The sequence below is a fragment of the Sphingopyxis sp. NJF-3 genome, from assembly GCF_053514865.1.
This window is the reverse complement of sequence record NZ_CM130726.1, coordinates 2340433-2357632: the sequence shown is the minus strand read 5'-3', so window position 1 is coordinate 2357632 and position 17200 is coordinate 2340433. Positions and strand designations below refer to the sequence as shown.

At 67.1% G+C, this 17200-nt stretch carries 13 protein-coding genes; 6 read left to right on the top strand and 7 right to left on the bottom strand.

What is annotated here, in order from left to right; genetic code table 11:
• Positions 1-9: 9 nt before the first annotated feature.
• Together ACOTSS_RS11535 and ACOTSS_RS11530 are read left to right on the top strand one after the other, a co-directional pair.
• On the top strand, positions 10-582 hold the full coding sequence (locus ACOTSS_RS11535; protein WP_448688299.1) for an NADPH-dependent FMN reductase: 573 nt from the start codon (positions 10-12) through the stop codon (positions 580-582).
• Positions 583-591: 9 nt separating this feature from the next.
• A complete protein-coding gene (locus ACOTSS_RS11530; protein WP_448688298.1) occupies positions 592-1101 on the top strand; it encodes a MarR family winged helix-turn-helix transcriptional regulator in 510 nt (169 codons plus the stop codon).
• On the opposite strand, the gene ACOTSS_RS11525 is transcribed toward ACOTSS_RS11530, so the two are convergent.
• Positions 1094-1564 (bottom strand): DUF3237 domain-containing protein, encoded by a 471-nt coding sequence (locus ACOTSS_RS11525; RefSeq protein ID WP_095388767.1) that lies wholly within the window; start codon positions 1562-1564, stop codon positions 1094-1096. The genes ACOTSS_RS11530 and ACOTSS_RS11525 overlap by 8 nt on opposite strands.
• A 59-nt stretch (positions 1565-1623) precedes the next feature.
• Positions 1624-3816, bottom strand: coding sequence for a TonB-dependent receptor (locus tag ACOTSS_RS11520; protein ID WP_448688297.1), 2193 nt, complete (start codon positions 3814-3816; stop codon positions 1624-1626).
• 160 nt (positions 3817-3976) lie between these two features.
• Here ACOTSS_RS11520 and ACOTSS_RS11515 point away from each other — a divergent pair, with 160 nt between their 5' ends.
• Positions 3977-5362 (top strand): spinster family MFS transporter, encoded by a 1386-nt coding sequence (locus ACOTSS_RS11515; protein WP_448688296.1) that lies wholly within the window; start codon positions 3977-3979, stop codon positions 5360-5362.
• Between the two features lie 15 nt (positions 5363-5377).
• Here ACOTSS_RS11515 and ACOTSS_RS11510 read toward each other — a convergent pair whose 3' ends face one another.
• From ACOTSS_RS11510 to ACOTSS_RS11500, 3 genes are all read right to left on the bottom strand, one after another.
• Positions 5378-6406: a histone deacetylase family protein gene (locus tag ACOTSS_RS11510; protein WP_448688295.1), complete on the bottom strand. Its 1029-nt coding sequence runs from the start codon at positions 6404-6406 to the stop codon at positions 5378-5380.
• 125 nt (positions 6407-6531) lie between these two features.
• Positions 6532-7770: an MFS transporter gene (locus tag ACOTSS_RS11505; protein ID WP_448688294.1), complete on the bottom strand. Its 1239-nt coding sequence runs from the start codon at positions 7768-7770 to the stop codon at positions 6532-6534.
• A 58-nt stretch (positions 7771-7828) separates the two neighbouring features.
• Positions 7829-8425, bottom strand: coding sequence for a TetR/AcrR family transcriptional regulator (locus tag ACOTSS_RS11500; protein WP_448688293.1), 597 nt, complete (start codon positions 8423-8425; stop codon positions 7829-7831).
• 146 nt (positions 8426-8571) lie between these two features.
• On the opposite strand from ACOTSS_RS11500, the gene ACOTSS_RS11495 reads away from it, so the two are divergent.
• From ACOTSS_RS11495 to ACOTSS_RS11485, 3 genes are read left to right on the top strand one after another with little or no spacing between them, the layout of a single operon-like run.
• Entirely contained in the window at positions 8572-9753 is a 1182-nt protein-coding gene (locus ACOTSS_RS11495; RefSeq protein ID WP_448688292.1) for an efflux RND transporter periplasmic adaptor subunit, read from the top strand.
• Positions 9750-12950, top strand: coding sequence for an efflux RND transporter permease subunit (locus ACOTSS_RS11490; protein ID WP_448688291.1), 3201 nt, complete (start codon positions 9750-9752; stop codon positions 12948-12950). The genes ACOTSS_RS11495 and ACOTSS_RS11490 overlap by 4 nt, the downstream gene beginning before the upstream one ends.
• Positions 12950-14368 carry an efflux transporter outer membrane subunit gene (locus ACOTSS_RS11485; protein ID WP_448688290.1) on the top strand — a complete coding sequence of 473 codons (1419 nt, stop codon included), beginning with the start codon at positions 12950-12952 and terminating at the stop codon, positions 14366-14368. Before ACOTSS_RS11490 ends, ACOTSS_RS11485 begins: the two co-directional genes overlap by 1 nt.
• Positions 14369-14438: 70 nt before the next feature.
• On the opposite strand, the gene ACOTSS_RS11480 is transcribed toward ACOTSS_RS11485, so the two are convergent.
• On the bottom strand, positions 14439-15554 hold the full coding sequence (locus ACOTSS_RS11480; RefSeq protein ID WP_448688289.1) for a diguanylate cyclase domain-containing protein: 1116 nt from the start codon (positions 15552-15554) through the stop codon (positions 14439-14441).
• 68 nt (positions 15555-15622) lie between these two features.
• The gene (locus tag ACOTSS_RS11475; protein WP_448688288.1) at positions 15623-17197 is read right to left on the bottom strand and encodes a sulfatase family protein; all 1575 of its coding nucleotides are present in this window, start codon (positions 17195-17197) and stop codon (positions 15623-15625) included.
• Between the last annotated feature and the right edge of the window lie 3 nt (positions 17198-17200).

Here is a 17200-nt window from a genome sequence, read left to right as displayed (position 1 = left end):
GGAGCCACGATGGCGCAGCCGGACCTGTTGCTGCTGGCCGGAGGAATCCGCCGCGGCTCGCTCAATGAAAAGCTGATCGGCTGCGCGTCGCAAGCGGCGCGCAGCCTGGGGCTCGGCGCGACGCGGCTGTCGCTCTCCGACTATCGGCTGCCGCTGTTCGGTGCCGAAACGCTGTCGGTCGACGAGGTGCCCGAGGCGCTGGCGCTCAAGGCGATGTTCGAGCGGCACGGCGCGGTGATCATCGCCAGCCCCGAGCACAACGGATCGGTGACGGCGATGCTGAAGAACGCGCTCGACTGGATTTCCTGCCCGAGCGCCGGAGAGGCGCCGCAGGCCTATATCGCCTTCCGCCGCAAGGCCTTCGGCCTCGTGTCGGCGTCGTCGAGCCCCTTCGGCGGCATGCGCGGCCTGTCGCAGCTCCGGCATATCCTGACGACGGTGCAGGCGCTCGTCGTGCCCGAACAACTCAGCGTGCCGCACGCCCATCGCGCCTTCGACGAGGAGGGGCAGCTGTCGGATCCGTTTCTGGGCGGACTACTCGCCGACCTCGTTCGGTCTGTGGCGGACGTGGCACGGCGTTAGGGGGGAGGATTGTCGAAGGCGGAACCGCGACGCAAGGGTGATTATTGGGCGTTCGAGGACAGCCTCGGCTATCTTGCCCGCCTGATGTTCCGGTCCTTTTCGCAGGTCCGCGAAACGCGCACCCTCGACCACGGCATTTCGGCGGGTCAGTGGACCTTTCTGCGCCAGCTCTGGCGCGGCGACGGGATCAGCCAGCACGAACTGAGCCGGCGGCTCGCGATGCGCGATGCGACCACCGCGGTCGCGCTGCGCGGGCTCGAGGAGGCGTCGCTGGTGCGCCGCTGCGTCAACCCGCGCGACCGGCGCGAGACATTGGTGTTCCTGACCCCGCATGCCCGGCGGCTGCGGGGGCTCCTGTTTCCGGTGACCGAAGAGGTGCATGCGCTCGCGACACGCGGCTTTTCCGACGAGGAGGCGGCGACGCTGCGCGATCTGATGCAACGCATGATCGCGAATCTGGCGCGCGAAGACCCCGATATCGGCGAAGCGGGCCGATGCCGTTGGCGGGGGCTCAGGTGATCTCGAACACGTCGTAGCGTACCGCGCCGCCGACGCTCGCGCCCAGCCCGACCGCGACGATGTCGTTGAGCCACAGATAGCGCTCGTCGCCCGTCTCGAACATCGGCGTGGTGCGGAAATAGATTTCGCGCTTTTCGGCGTCGGTCTTGGGTCCTCCATTGCGGGCATGCTTATGCGCGACGGTCAGCGGCCGCAGCACGCCGCGATAGGAGACATAGATCAGCGCGCCGTCGTGCGTTTCGAAGGTGATCCGCGCATCGAGGCGCAGCGTGTCATTGTCGTCGATCGTCGCCCAGTCGCCGCCGCTCGGCATCACGCGGCCGCGGAGGCGTTCGCCCTCGACCTCGCCGCCGGTCAGCGCGGCGATCATCCGGCGGCCGAAATGCGCCTTGCCGATCTGTTGCTGCGGTTCGGTGAAGGCCGCGCGATAGGAACAGAGATAGCGGAAACCGGGCTCGATCATGTTGGACTCTCCGTCGTGCCGATGGTGCGGCGGCGGGCGTCGATCCCGCCGCCGGCAAGTCAGATTTTGAACGCGATGGTCGCGCCATAGGTGCGCGGCGGCGCATAGGGGGTCAGGATCTGGCGGAAGGCGCCGAAATAGGTGACGTAGGTCGGCGTCAGCTCGTCGGTCAGATTCTTGCCCCACAGCGATAGCTCCCAGCGATCGTCGGGACCCGAGAGCGACAGGCGTGCGTCGAGGTTTTCGTGGCTCGGCCAAAGCTGCTGCGGAATGTTCGACGCCTCGAAATAGGCGTCGTCGACCCAGCTGTAATCGACCCTGAGCTTCGCCGAAAGGTCGCCGAGCGGGGTTTCATACTGGCCACCGATGTTGAACTTGTTCTTCGGCGAGCGCGGGAGCCGGTTGCCCGTGTAATTCTGCCCCGGGATCGTATATTCGGTGAACTTGGCGTCGAGATAAGCATAGCTGCCGTCGATCTGGAAACCCTCGAACGGCCGGACGACCGCCTCGACCTCGACGCCCTTGATCCGCGCCTTCGCCGCGTTGCTGACGACGACGCAGCACAGCGGGATGAGCTGCGAGATCTGGAGATCCGAATAGTCGGTGCGGAACGCCGCGATGTTGAGCCGGAGGCGGCGGTCGAACCAGTCGGTCTTCGCGCCCACTTCATAGCCCCAGGCGAATTCGGGATCATAGGGGGTCGAGGCGCCCTCCGCGGTGCCCGACAGCCCCTGGAAGCCGCCGCTCTTGTAACCGCGCGCGACCGAGGCATAGAGCAGCACGTCGTCGGTCGCCTTCCAGTTGAGCGCGAAGCGCGGGGTGAACGCCTTCCAGCTCTTCTTGCCGGTCACGTCATAGCCGTCGAGCGATCCCAGCGGCGGCGGCAGGCCCGGGCCGTCGTCGGCCTTGAAGCCGGCGAAGCGGCCGCTTTTGCGCTCCCAGGTCATGCGCGCGCCGAGGGTCGCGGTCAGCGACGGCACGATCTCGACGTCGACCTGGCCGAAGACCGCGAAGCTGCGGGCGTTGACCGATTGCGGATAGATGCCGGTGCCCGAACCCGCGGGGGTCGGGAAATCCTGGATCTGCCCTTCGATGCGGTCGTTGTTCTCCTTGAGGAAATAAAGGCCGGTCTGGCCCTTCAGCCGGCCGCCCCAGGCGTCGAAGGAGAGGCGCAGTTCCTGGCTGAACTGGCTGTTATTCTCTTCGCCGAAGCTCGTCGATTCGATCTGCGCGGGCGGGTTGATCGGGTTGCTGAAGAAGGGCGTGACGAAGTTGAACTTCACCTTGCGCAGCGCGGTGAGCGAGGTCAGCGTGCCGAACGGCAGCTCGAGATTGACCTCGCCCGAATAAGTCTGGATCGTCCGCTTCACCTCGCCGTCGATATAGGCGTTCACGACGCGCGGATCGGGGTTGATGCCGACGCAGTGGATGCCATCCTGGAAACTCTCGTCGCAATTATTGTGGCGCGGATTGCCCTTCTGGTCCTGATGCGCGACGTCGGCGCGCAGGATGATGTCGAGCGTATCGGTCGGCACGAAGCGGAGCGCCAAGCGGCCCGTCGTCAGGTTCAGGTCGTTGACGCGATTGCCCGTCGTTTCGTTATATTCGAAGCCGTCGCGCTGCTTGTGCGACAGGCCCGCCGACAGGTATAGCTTGTCGGTCAGCGCCATATTCCCGCGCGCGATTACCCCGACGCGGTCATAATTGCCGTAGGTGCCCTCGAAATAGAAGCTTTCCTCGTCGGTCGGCTTGCGGCTGATGAACTGGACGAGGCCGCCGATCGCATTCTTGCCGAACAGCGTTCCCTGCGGTCCGCGCAGCACCTCGACGCGTTCGAGGTCGAGCGCGTCGAGGTCGGGGGTGCCGCCGCGCCCCGCATAGACGCCGTCGACGAAGACGACGACCGAGGGGTCGCCGCCGGCGTTCTGGCTGATCCCCGGCGCGCTGCCGATGCCGCGCATCGAGAAGTTGGTGTTGATCGGGTCGACCGCGCTGACCGCGAGGCCGGGGGTGCGGATCGCAATGTCCTGCACCGTCTCGATGCTGTTGTCGCGAAGCTGCTCGGCGCCGAAGGCGGTGACCGAGACCGGGACGTCCTGCAGCCTTTGCTCCTGGCGCTGCGCGGTGACGATGATGTCGCCGCTGTCGGCGGCGCCTTCGGACGCCTCCTGGGCGAGCGCCACGCCGGGGATGGCGGCGAGGGCGGAACCCGCCAGCAAGAGGACGGACGGCGTGTGTATTTTCCTGACCATTTTCACTCTCCCAGACTGTGTTCTTGTTGCCTGACGCCCGCGATCGCATAAGATCGCCGGCAGATATTTACTTAGCTTTCTAAGTATATTAAACCCTGTATATGGCGAGAGACTGGCCCGCGCAAGGGGCTGTCCGCCGAAAAAGAGAATGGGAGAGACGATGGCGACCGCGGTTGACGAGAAGGAGGTCATGGGTTCCGAAGGCACGGAAATCGGGGGAAACCCGCCCTGGCCGCGGCCCGTCTATAGCTGGTACGTCGTCGGCGTCCTGCTGCTCGCCTATACGCTGTCCTTCGTCGACCGCATGATCCTGACATTGCTCGTCGCTCCGATTCGCGCCGCGCTCGATATTTCCGACACGCAGGTCAGCCTGCTCATCGGGCTTGCTTTCGCGCTCTTCTACACGCTGCTCGGGCTGCCGCTCGCCTGGGTCGCCGATCACTACAGCCGCCGCAACCTGATCGCCGCCGGAGTGGCGGTGTGGAGCGTAATGACCGCCGGCTGCGGCTTCGCGGGCAGCTATGCCACGCTCTTCCTCGCACGCGTCGGGGTCGGGGTCGGCGAGGCGACCTTATCACCTGCCGCCTATTCGATGCTGAGCGACTATTTCCCGCGCGACCGGCTGGCGCGCGCGATGGCGGTTTATTCGATCGGGGTTCCCCTCGGATCGGGCATCGCACTGATCCTCGGCGCCTTCGTCGTGCAGGCGGTGCTGGCCCAGCCGATGGTCGAACTGCCCTTCTGGGGCCCGATCGAGGCGTGGCGGCTGATTTTCGTCTGGGTCGCCGCGCCGGGCCTGCTCCTCTGCCTGCTGCTGCTGACGGTGCGCGAGCCCTATCGCCGCGGGCGCGCGGCCGCGGCGGCCGTCGCCGAACCGGGGCAGGGAAGGGGGCTCGTCGCGCATCTCGCGGCGCATCGCGCCGCCTTTGCCGCGCTGTTCGGCGGCATGTCGCTGATCGGGATCGTGATGTACGGCGCGATCGCGTGGATTCCGACCTTCTTCGCGCGCAGCTACGGGATGGCGATCACCGATGCGGGGCTGTGGTTCGGGGTGATCATGGCGATTGGCGGCGCCGCGGGGCTCGTCATGGGCGGATCGCTCACCGATCGCTGGTTCGGCCGCGGCGTCGCCGACGCCCATCTGCGCGTGATGCGCCTGTCGATGCTGCTCGGCGGGCCGCCGCTGCTCGCGACGACATTGATGCCCACCCCGGGCTGGGCGTTCGCGATGCTGGCGCTCGCCTTTCCGCTGCTCACCATGCACGGGGTCGGAACCGTCGCGCTGCAACTGATCACGCCGAACGAATATCGCGCGCGCATGACCGCGATCTATTTCTTCGTCGTCAACCTGACCGGCCTGGGTTTCGGGCCGATGCTGATGGCGCTGCTGACCGACCATCTGTTCGCGAACGACGCGATGCTGCGCTATTCGATGGCGCTCGTCATGGCTGTGGCGCTGCCGTTGGCGGCGATCATTCTGACGCTGGGCTTCCGCGGCTATGCGCGAAGCCTTGCCGAAGTTTCGGGGCCTCCACCGTCCGGCTGATGCTCCCGCGCGGGCTTATCCGGCAGGGTTTCGATCGTTGAATCCCGACAGGAAGGCGGCGACGTTGATCCCGAGTTCGCCAACGGCATAGCCGCCCTCCATCACCACCAGCGTCGGCGCGCCGAGCGCGGCGATCGCGCGGGCGAATTCGACATAGTCGGGGCGTTGGAGCGCGAAGCTGGAGATCGGGTCGCTGCTGTGCGTGTCGGCGCCGAAGGAGAGGATCAGGAACCTCGTGCCCCGGTCGGCAATGGCTCCGAGTGCGCGGTCGAGCGCCGGGCGATAGGCGGCGCCGTCGGTGCCGCGAGGCAGGGGGATATTCAGCGTCGAACCCTCGCCGGCGCCTTCGCCGCGCTCGTCGGCATGACCCCAGTAGAAGGGATAGTCGGTGACGGGGTCGGCGTGGATCGAGGCGAAGAATATATCGCCGTCGGCGTAGAATATGTCCTGCGTCCCGTTGCCGTGATGATAGTCGATGTCGAGGATCGCAACTGGACCCAGCCCGCGCGCCTGCGCTTCGCGCGCGGCGATGGCGGCGTTGTTGAGATAGCAATAGCCCCCCATATAGTCGCGCCCGGCGTGGTGCCCCGGTGGGCGGCAGAGCGCGAAGGTATGCCGTTCGCCGCCCTGCGCCAGCCGATCGAGTGCGGTGAGCGCGCATTGCGCCGACCAATAGGCCGCCTGCCACGTTCCCGCCGCGATGGGGGTCGCGGCGTCGAAGCTGTAGGCGCCCAGATCGGCGTCGATCCGCCCAAAGGAGAGGGGCCGCCGCCGTACGACGGGGAAGCTGTAGCCGATGGCGTCGCCGCTGCGCCCGGCCGCGGTCCAGTCGCGGTGCGCGCGTTCGAGGAAGGCGAGATAGTCGGCGTCGTGGACGGCGGCGAGCGGCGCAATGCCGAAGTCGCGCACCGGCTGCCAGCCGGCGAGCGCCGCGACGATCGAGCGCGGCCGCTCGAGATTTTCGGCATAGGGAACCCATTCGCCGTTGTGGAGCTCGCGGACGGGCGCATGCGCGGTCTGGCGATCGTCGAAGAAAAGCTTCATGGCTTCGGCTGTCCTTTCGCTGTGTCGTCCCTTCTGTTCTGTCATAACTCTTCCCGATGCGCCGCCATCATCGATTCGGGCCGATTACCGCGCCAGACAGGCCTTTGGCCGCGCGGCGGCCGTGGTCAGGGAATAACGCGCCCTTCGTCGCGCTGCGGCATCGGGGCGACGAAACGCAAGGCGGCGGACGAGGCGATCAGCCAGCCGGCGGCGGTCAGGATCGCCGCGGGCAAGGTCCAGAGGTCGGCGACGACACCGAGCAGCCACGCGCCAAGCGCCATGCCGCCGAAGGTCACGGCCTGATAGATCGACAGGCAGCGCCCGAGGATCGCCTCGGGCGAGCGGAGCTGCATCGCGACGTTGAGCGTCGTCATCGTCGCCACCCAGCACATCCCGGCGACGAAAGCAGCGGCGAGAACCGGCGGCAGGTTGTGCGATAGCGCGACCGCGATCATTGCGGCGGCGAACATCAGCGCCGCGCCGCCGACCAGCATGTCGCTGCCCCAGCGATGACGCGCCTTGCCGACCCAGAGCGCCGCGAAGATCGACCCGGCGCCGAAGCCTGCGAGGCACAGGCCATAGACAAGTTCGTCGCCCGCGAGCTGATCGCGGACGATCGAGGGCAATAGCGCCTGAAACCCCGCGGCGCCGAGCCCGAAGGCGAAGCCGCGCACCAGAACCCGGCGCACCGGGTCCGACTGCGCGCAGAAGCGAAGCCCGGTGGCGATCGCAGACAGCATCGGCGACCGCTTCGGCGGTGTGACCTCCGGGTGCCAGCGCAGCAGCACGATGATCAGCGCGACATAGCTCAATGCATTGAGCCCGAAGCCGATCGCGGGGCCGGTCAGCGAGATCAGCAGCCCGCCGAGCGCGGGGCCGACGCTGCGCGCGAGGTTGAAGGCGATGGTATTGAGCGCGATTGCCTGCGGCAGATGCTCGTGTCCGACCTGCAGCCGCACCGACGCCTGCCACGCGGGCGCGTTGAGCGCGGTTCCGCAGCCGACCGCGAGGGTGAAGCAGAGTAGGAGGACCGGATTGATCGCGCCGGCCCATGTTGCAAGGGCGAGCAGCGCCGAGACGACCAGCATGCCGCTCTGTGCGGCGAGCATCACGCGTCGCCGGTCGAAATTGTCGGCGATCGCGCCCGCGAAGATGCCGAGCAGCATGATCGGGATCGTCGCGCTCGCCTGCACCAATGCGATATAAAGGTGCGACGGCGTCAGCTCCGTCATCAACCAGGCGGCCCCGACCGCCTGGATCGTCGAGCCCATGTTCGATGCGAGGTTGGCGATCCAGATCGCGCGAAAGGCGGGGAAACGGAAAGGGGCGAGCGCGGAAGGAGCGGAAGGCTTGTCGGGACTCACGTCATTGCGCCTAGACCGGCTGTCACGGCCCGGCAAGCCCGTGGTCGTGAGCCGGGCTTCAACAGGTCAGCGCGGCTTCGAACAGGCAGCGGAAACGATATTCGCATTCGACGCGCTGGGCAGGGGAGCCGTCGAGGGCGTCGACCTTCATGATCGTACGCAGCACGCCGATCCCCATCAGGGTCGCAAGCAGCATGTTTGCGCGCAACTCCGCGTGCTCGTCGCCAATGACTTCGGCAAGCGGGCCGAGCACGTCGAGATGGACGAGATCGCGAATGATCTCGCCGGCTTTGGGGGAGGAGGCCGAACGCAGCATGACGATGAACATTTCCATGCGGTTCTGCCGGTCCTCGTCGCCATCCTCGACCACGAGCTGCGCGAGATAGGCGGGAAGTTCCGCGGCGGTCATCGGGTGGCGGAGCAGGCCGGCGTCCCTGTCCGCGAGCAGGACGTCGCGAAACAATCCCTCCTTGCCGCCGAAGTACCGGCTGATCAGCGCGACGTCGACGCCCGCGTCGCCGGCGATGTCACGCAGGCCGACGCTGTCGTAACTTTCGCGCAAAAAGCGCTGGTGCGCCGCCGTCAATATGGCCGCGCGCGTCGCGACCGCGTCGCGCTTCCGGATTCCCGGGGGGATGGTCGTGGTCCTCGACATGATGGTTCTTTATCGCCGCTGAGAAATAAATCAACACCTGTTGACTTGTTGGATATCCCGAATTAGTTCACTCCTCCGGCATCGCGCTGCGCCTCCCCCTCCCTGCCGCGCGATGCCGAACCGTCCAGACAGAAAAGACCAAAACCATGTCCAAGCGCCCCCTCCTTGCGCCCTTGCTCCTCCTGTCGGTGCTGCTTTCCGCCTGCTCGGGCGGCGATTCGGGCGCCGGTGGACCCCCGGCGCTGCCCGTCACCGCCGCCCATCCGCTGGTGAAGGAGGTCACCGAATGGGATGATTATGTCGGCCGCTTCGAAGCGATCCAGAGCGTCGACGTCCGCCCGCGCGCCTCGGGCTATCTAACGCGCTCGCACTTCACCGACGGCCAATATGTGAAAGCGGGCCAGCTGCTCTTCACCATCGACGCGCGGCCGTCGCAGGCGGCGCTCGACCAGGCGCGGGCGCAACTCGCGCGGGCGCAGGCGACCCTCGCCAATGCGCGCACCGAACTTGCCCGCTCCGAAACGCTCGCCGCGTCGCAGGCGGCAAGCCAGGAAGAGGTCGAACAGCGCCGCGCCGCGGTGCGCACGGGCGAAGCCGATGTCGCCGCCAACCGTGCCGCGATCCGCGCCGCCGAGCTCAACGTCGGCTTCACCCGCGTCACCGCGCCGATCTCGGGCCGCGTGTCGCAGCGCCTCGTCGACCCGGGTAACGCCGTCACCGCCGACCAGACCGTGCTGACGACGATCGTGTCAACCAACCCCTTGCACTTCAGCTTCCAGGGCTCGGAGGCGAGCCTGCTCGAATATGAGCGGCAGGGAGACACGCTCGAGGGTTCGCCGGTGCGCATCCGCCTGCAGGGCGAAGAGGATTATACGCGCACGGGCAAGATCGACTTCGTCGACAACGCGCTCAGCACCGGGTCGGGCACGATCACCGTGCGTGCGGTCGTCCCCAATGCCGACGGCAAGCTGCGCCCCGGCCTGTTCGGCCAGCTCCAGCTCGCGGCCTCGGCGCCGCATCCCGCGATCCTCGTTCCCGATACCGCGATCGTCACCGACGCCGCGCGCCGCATCGTCTATGTGATCGGCCCCAAGGATGTCGTTCAGGCGCGCCCGGTCACGCTAGGTCCCGTCATCGACGGGCTGCGCGTCGTGCGCACCGGCCTGACCGCCAGGGATCGCGTGATCGTCAACGGCATCCAGCGCGCGATGCCGGGCAAGCCCGCGAAGGTCGAAGCCGGCCGCATCCTGGCGAACGGCAAGGTCGCGACCGACAAGGGCAAGGGCGCGGCGCCCAAGGCGGCTCCCACAAAGGGTGCCGCCCAGTGAGTTTCAGCCGCTTCTTCGTCGACCGCCCGATCTTCGCGGCGGTCATCGCGATCTTCATCACGCTGATCGGCGCCTTCGCATACCCGCAGCTTCCGCTCGCCCAATATCCGGAGATCGCTCCGCCGACGATCGGCATCACAGCCGCCTATCCCGGCGCGTCGCCCGACACGATCGCCGAGACGGTGGCCTCGACGCTGGAGCAGGAGATCAACGGCGTCGAGAATATGCTCTATATCCAGTCGTCGTCGACGCAGGGTGCGGCGCAGATCACCGTGACCTTCCAGCCCGGCACCGACCTCGATGCCGCGCAGGTGCTGGTGCAGAACCGCGTCGCGCTCGCCGAGCCGCGCCTGCCCGAACAGGTACGCCAGATCGGCGTGCAGGTGAACAAGCAGGAAACCGGCTTCCTGATGATCGTCGCGCTGACGTCGACCGATCCCGCGATCGACACCGATTATGTCGGCAACTACGCCAATTCGACGCTGCGCGACCGGCTGCTGCGCCTCGAAGGCGTCGGCGGCGTGCAGATCTTCGGCGGCGGCTATTATTCGATGCGCGTGTGGATCGACCCCGACAAGGCGGCGGCGCGCAACCTGACCGCGACCGAGATCGTCGCGGCGCTGCAGAGCCAGAACGTCCAGGTCGCCGGCGGTTCGGTCGGCGCGCCGCCCTATGGCAAGGGCAATCCGGCGTTCGAACTGCCGGTCGAAGTACCCGGGCGCCTTATCACGCCCGAGCAGTTTTCGAACGTCGTGATCAAGACCGATACGCAAAACGGCGCGATCACGCGGCTGAAGGATGTCGCGCGCGTCGAGCTCGGCAGTCAGGACTATGGTGTGCGCGGCGTGTTCAACGGGCAGGAGGGCGTCGGCATGGCGGTCATCCAGCAGCCCGGTGCCAACGCGCTCGACGCTGCGAACCTCGTGCTCAAGGAAGTCGAGGCGGCGTCGAAGGATTTTCCGCCCGGTCTCGAATATCAGATCCCGTTCAACCCGACCGAATATGTCCAGGCATCGGTCACCGCGGTGCAGGAAACGCTGGTCGAGGCGCTGATCCTCGTCGTGCTCGTCGTCCTCGTCTTCTTGCAGACGTGGCGCGCCGCGATCATCCCGATCGTCGCGATCCCGGTGGCGCTCGTCGGCACCTTCGCGGTTCAGCTCGCGCTCGGATTCTCGATCAACTCGCTGTCGCTCTTCGCGCTCGTGCTTGCGGTCGGCATCGTCGTCGACGATGCGATCGTCGTCGTCGAGGCGGTTGAAAAGCATGTCCGCGCCGGGCTCAGCCCGCGCGAGGCCGCGCATCGCACCATGGACGAGGTGTCGGGCGCGTTGATCGCGATCGGGCTCGTGCTTGTCGCGGTGTTCGTTCCGACGGCCTTCGTTCCGGGCATTCCCGGCATCTTCTATCAGCAGTTCGCGGTGACGATCGCGGCGGCGACGGTCTTTTCGCTGCTGACCTCGCTGACGCTGTCGCCCGCGATGGCGGCGCTGCTCCTGAAGCCGCATCAGGAAGGGCATCACGAAGAGCCCAAGAATCCGCTGATGCGTTTCGGACGTCGCGCTGCCGACAAGTTCAACCACGCCTTCGACACGCTGTCGGAACGCTATGGCCAGACAACGGCGAAGCTGGTGCGCAAGACCGGGCTGATGCTGATCATCTATGCAGTGCTGCTCGTGCTCACCGGCTGGCGCCTGACCGACACGCCGACGGGTTTCATTCCGGACCAGGATCAGGGCGTGCTGATCGGCGTCGTCCAGCTGCCGCCGGGCGCGTCGCTCGATCGCACGAGCGAAGTGCTGAAGCGCGCGCAGCAGACGGTGTCGGGGATCGACGGGGTCGACAGCATCGCGACCTTCGCGGGGCTCGACGGGTCGAGCTTCTCGACCGCGTCGAACGCCGGGACGATGTTCATCCGCCTCAAGGATTGGGAAGAGCGCGGCAGGGAATTGAGCGCGACCGCGCTGTCGGGCCAGCTTTCGGGCGCGCTGGCCGGCGCGCTCCCCGAGGCCAACGCCTTCGTCATCGCGCCGCCGGCGGTGCAGGGGCTCGGCAATGGCAACGGCTTTACGATGATGCTTCAGGCGCGCGGCGGCGAAAGCTATCACGAGCTCGAACAGGCGACCGGCGCGATGATGGGCGCCGCATCGCAGAACGATCAGGTGCAGCAGGTCTTCTCGCTGTTCAACACCGGCAGCCCGCGCATCTTCGCCGACGTCGATCGCGACAAGGCGCAGATATTGGGCGTCGACCCGAGCCAGGTCTATGCCGCGCTCGGCACCTATCTTGCCTCGACCTATGTCAACGACTTCAATTTCCTCGGCCGCACCTTCCGCGTGACCGCGCAGGCCGAGCCGACGTCGCGCGCCACCATCGAGGATGTCGGACGGCTGCAGGTGCGCTCGTCGTCGGGCGAGATGGTGCCGCTTTCGTCGGTTGCGACCTTCCGCAACGACAGCGGGCCGACGCGTGTCGTGCGCTATAATCTCTTCCCCGCGGTCGAATTGCAGGGGCAGGCGGCCCCTGGCGTCTCGTCGGGCGCGGCGCTTACCGCGATGGAAGGCATCGCGGCCAAGACGTTACCCGCGGGCTTCGCCTATGAATGGACGGGGCTCGCCTATCAGGAAAAGGCGGCAGGCAGCAGCGCGGTGCTGATCTTCCTGCTTGCGGTGGTGTTCGTCTTCCTCGTCCTCGCGGCGCAATATGAATCGCTGCCGTTGCCGCTCGCGGTGATCCTGATCGTTCCAATGTGCATCCTGGCGGCGATGGTCGGGGTGAACCTGCGCGGGATGGACAATAATATCCTGACGCAGGTCGGCCTCGTCGTGCTCATCGCGCTCGCCGCGAAGAATGCGATCCTGATCGTCGAGTTCGCCAAGCAGGGCGAGGAGGAAGAGGGAATGGGAACGATGGAGGCCGCGGTCCACGCCGCGCGCTCGCGCCTGCGCCCGATCCTGATGACCAGCTTCGCCTTCATCTTCGGCGTGATCCCGCTCGCGGTCGCGACCGGGCCGGGGCAGGAGATGCGCCAGGCGCTCGGCACCGCCGTGACCTTCGGCATGCTCGGGGTGACCTTCTTCGGCCTGATCTTCACTCCCGTCTTCTATGTCGTCTGCCGCGGGATAGGCGACCGGGCGAAGGCCTGGGCGAAGCGCCGGGGCCATAAAGAGGGCGGCGACAAGTCGCTGGAGGCGCAATGATGACGCGTTCGATCCTTCTCGCCGCGACGGGCGCGCTCGCGCTGTCGGGCTGCACCGTCGGCCCGGCCTATGTTTCGCCGACACCAGCCGCACCGTCGCAATCGCCCTTCCTTGAGGGCGGAAAGTCGCCCGCCTTCACCGGCGACCAGCCGCCGGGCGAATGGTGGAGCCTGTTCGCCGACCCGACGCTCGACGCGCTGGTGCGGCAGGCGCTCGCCGCGAACACCGACCTGCGCGTCGCCGCCGCCAATCTGGCGCAGGCGCGCGCGGTGTTGAAGGAAGCGAAGGCCGGGCGCCTGCCCACGACCAGCGTCAGCGCCAGCGGCACCTATGCGCGCCAGCCGGGCAGCGTCACCGGCGTGGGCCCGGTGGAGGGCGAAAGCTATGATGTCGGGCTCGACGTCGGCTATCAGGTCGATCTGTTCGGCCGCGTCGAAAGCGCGATCCGGGCGAGCCGCGCCGACGCCGAGGCGGTGCAGGCGGCGTTCGACCTGACGCGCATCACCGTCGCCGCCGAAACGACGCGCGCCTATTCCGACGTCTGCTCGTATAATCGCCAGCTCGCGGTCGCGCAGGAAACGCTGCGCATTCAGGAGCAGACCTTCGACCTGACGCGCCGCCTGTTCGAAGGCGGCCGCGCGACGCGGCTCGAAACGGGGCAGGCGGGGGCGCTGCTCGAACAGACGCGCGCGACGCTGCCGACGATCGAGGCGCAGCGATCGGCGGCGCTCTACCGGCTCGCCGTGCTGACGGGCAAGCCGCCCGCCGAAGCGCCCGAGGTCGTGCTGCAATGCCAGGCGCCGCCCGCGCTCGACCGGCCGATCCCGGTTGGCGACGGCGCATCGCTCCTCGCGCGCCGCCCCGACATCCGCCGCGCCGAGCGCGAACTCGCCGCGGCGGCGGCGCGGGTCAATGTCGCGACCGCGGATCTTTATCCCAGCATCAGCCTCGGCGGCTCGATCGGGTCGAGCGCGGCGTCGATCTCGGGGCTCGGCAAGTCCGACGGCTTCCGCTTCTCGCTCGGCCCGCTCATTTCGTGGAATTTCCCGAACGTGGCGGTGTCGCGCGCGCGGCTGAAGCAGGCCGAAGCCGGCGCCGACGCCGCGCTCGCGACCTTCGACGGCACGTGGCTGTCGGCGCTGCAGGAAACCGAAAGCGCGCTCGCCGCCTATGCGGGTGAACTCGACCGGCTCGCAGCGCTCCGCCGCGCGGCGGACGAAGCGGGCGAGGCGGCGCGGATCGCGCGGCTGCGCTATCAGGCGGGACGCGAGGCTTTCCAGGTCGTGCTCGACGCCGAACGCTCGCTCGCGCAGATTCAGGCGAGCATCGCGCAGTCGGAGCAGCAGCGATCGACCTATCTCGTCGCGCTGTTCCTGGCGCTGGGTGGTGGGTGGCAGGAGGCGCCGGCCGGCGCGTGACCCGAACAGGGGTGGAGCATCCCCCAATAGCTCCACCCCCGCGTCGCCGCATCCGGGCGACGCTTAGCCTTCACGCAATCTCGACCCGGTTTCGTCCGCTTTCCTTGGCGCGATAGAGCGCCTCGTCCGCGGCTTTCAGCGCCGCGCGCGGGTCGGGGTAGCCGAACAGGTCCGCGACGCCGCCCGAGAAGGTGACGACGCCGAAAGGCGTGTCGGTCTTGCGGTTGATCAGGCGGCGGTCCGCGAGCCGTTCGCGCGCGTCGTCGAGGCGCGCCGCCGCCTCGGCGGGGGAGAGGCCGCGGAACAGCATCACGAACTCCTCGCCGCCGTGGCGTGCGACATGACAATGGTCGTTCGAAATCTGCGCAAGCGTGTCGGCGATCACTTTCAGCACGCGGTCGCCCGCCTCATGGCCGTGCGCGTCGTTGATCGCCTTGAAATTGTCGATGTCGCAAAAGGCGACGCTCAGCGCCACCGGGGTCTCGCGCGCCTCGCGATACTGACGTTCGAGCAGCGCCTCGAAGGCGCGGCGGTTGGGCAGGCCGGTCAGATAATCGACCTCGGCGTCGCGTTTAGCGCGCGCAAGACTGCGGCGCAGCGATTTCGCCTCGTCCTCGCTGCGGCGCATTTCGTCCTCGGCCTTGCGCGTGCGCTCGAGCATCGCCTTCGCGAGGTCGGCGAGGCTCGACACGATCTGGCCGGTCTTCTGCAATTGTTCGAGGTCGGTCAGATGTTCCTCGAGCTCGCTGCCATAATCGCGCGTCATCTGGTGAGCGGCCTTGGACCGCGTCTGGAAGGCATCGAGATTGGTTTCGAGCCGCGCCATCAGCCGGTCGAGGTCCGCCCGTCCGTCCGGCGGCGCCTCGTCGCCGGTGACCTCGTCGATCCATTGCTGGGTCACGCCTTCGCGCGACTGGCTGCGCATCGCGATCTGGCGTGCGAGCTGCGGATTGCGCCCCGAAAAGGCGCTATGGGCGACGACCAGATTGGCCGGCGATACGTCGAGGTCATGGTCGATCAGAAAGCGCCCGATCGCCGCGACGAGGTCGCTGCGCGCCTGCCGCCCCCCTCCGGGGTCGGAGGCATCCTCCCCCGATAGGCGCGCGCCGTTTCGGGAATGGCGCAATCCCAGCCAGCCGAGGAGCCGCCCGACCGGCTCCTGCGATGAAGTGGTTCCTGTGGTCATGCGACGATTAACGGGTGAACTCGGGGCAATTTAAGCGCCCTTTGCTCCGTTTCGGAGGGGCGCTGGAACTAGTTCAGCGGCGCGTCGACCGCCGGTCCGTCATCGTCGCCATATTGGCGGCGCAGCGCGACGAGCTGATCCTTCATCGCCGCGATCCGGCGCTGCATCGCGGGGTCGTCGATGCGATTGTGCATTTCGTGCGGATCGCTTTTCAGATCGTAGAACTCCCAGGCATTGATGTCGTCGCTGTAGAAGCGGACGAGCTTGTAGCGCTCGTCGCGCATCCCATAGTGCGCGCGCACCGAATGGAAGCCCGGATATTCGTAATAATGATAATAGACGGCCTTGCGCCAGTCCGCAGGCGCGCGCCCGTCGAACAGCGGGACGAGCGAGCGACCCTGGATCGTGTCTGGGCCCGCCACGCCGGCGAGCGCGAGGAAGGTCGGCGCATAGTCGACATTCTGGATCGGCGCCTCGACCCGCGTGCCGGGGCGGATATGCCCCGGATACTGGATCAGAAAGGGTGTACGCAGCGATTCTTCATAAATGAAGCGCTTGTCGAACCAGCCATGCTCGCCGAGATAGAAGCCCTGGTCGGAGGTGTAGACGACGACCGTGTTCTTCGAAAGGCCGCTCGCCTCCAGATAGTCGAGAACGCGCCCGACGCCCTCGTCAACCGCGGCGATGGTCGCAAGATATTGCTGCATGTAGCGCTGGTATTTCCACAGCGCGAGATCGCGGCCGGTCAGCTTCGCGGCGTTCATCCGGTCGTTGTCGGGCTGCATCGCCGCGTCCCACTGCGCCTGCTGGTCGTGCGTCATGCGGTCGAAGGCGCCCGGCCAGCGATTATAGCGCAGCCGCGCCGAGCCCTCGGCGACCGTCATCTTGAGGTCGTGCCCCTCGTACATGTCGCGATAGATGTTCATTTCCTGCGCCGCCGCGGCCCGGCGCCCCGCATAGTCGTCGAAATAGGTGTCGGGGACGGGGAAGGTGACGCCTTGATATTTGGTCAGATGGCGCAGCGCGGGCATGAAGTTGCGGTGCGGCGCCTTGTGATGGATCAGGATCGCGAAGGGCTTCGACTTGTCGCGCCCGGTCTTCAGCCAGTCGAGGCTGTAGTCGGTGATCAGATCGGTCGCATAGCCCTGGACGATGCTGCGCCCCTTCGGCGTGATGATGTCGGGGTTGTAATATTCGCCCTGATCGTCGAGCACCTTCCAGTCGTCGAAGCCGATCCCGGCGGGCGAGGCGTTGATGTGCCATTTGCCGAACATCGCGGTGGCATAGCCCACCTGCGACAGCGCCCGCGGCCACACCCAGACATTGTTGTCGAAGCTGGTGCCGTTCCGCGTGAAACCGTGCGCATTGCTCTGCCGCCCGGTCAGAAGCGTCGCGCGGCTCGGCCCGCAGAGCGAATTGCCGACGAAGCTGTTCGTGAAGATCGCGCCATTCTTCGCGATCCGGTCGATGTTCGGCGTTGGCGCGAGCGTCGACAGCGCCGATCCATAGGCCGAGATCGCCTGCCAGGCATGATCGTCCGACATGATGTAGACGATGTTCGGGCGCTCGGCGGGCTTCGCTTGCGCGGCGCCCGCGAGCAGCAACGGCAGGGCGAGCGCGGCGACCGACAGATGGCGAAGCATCGC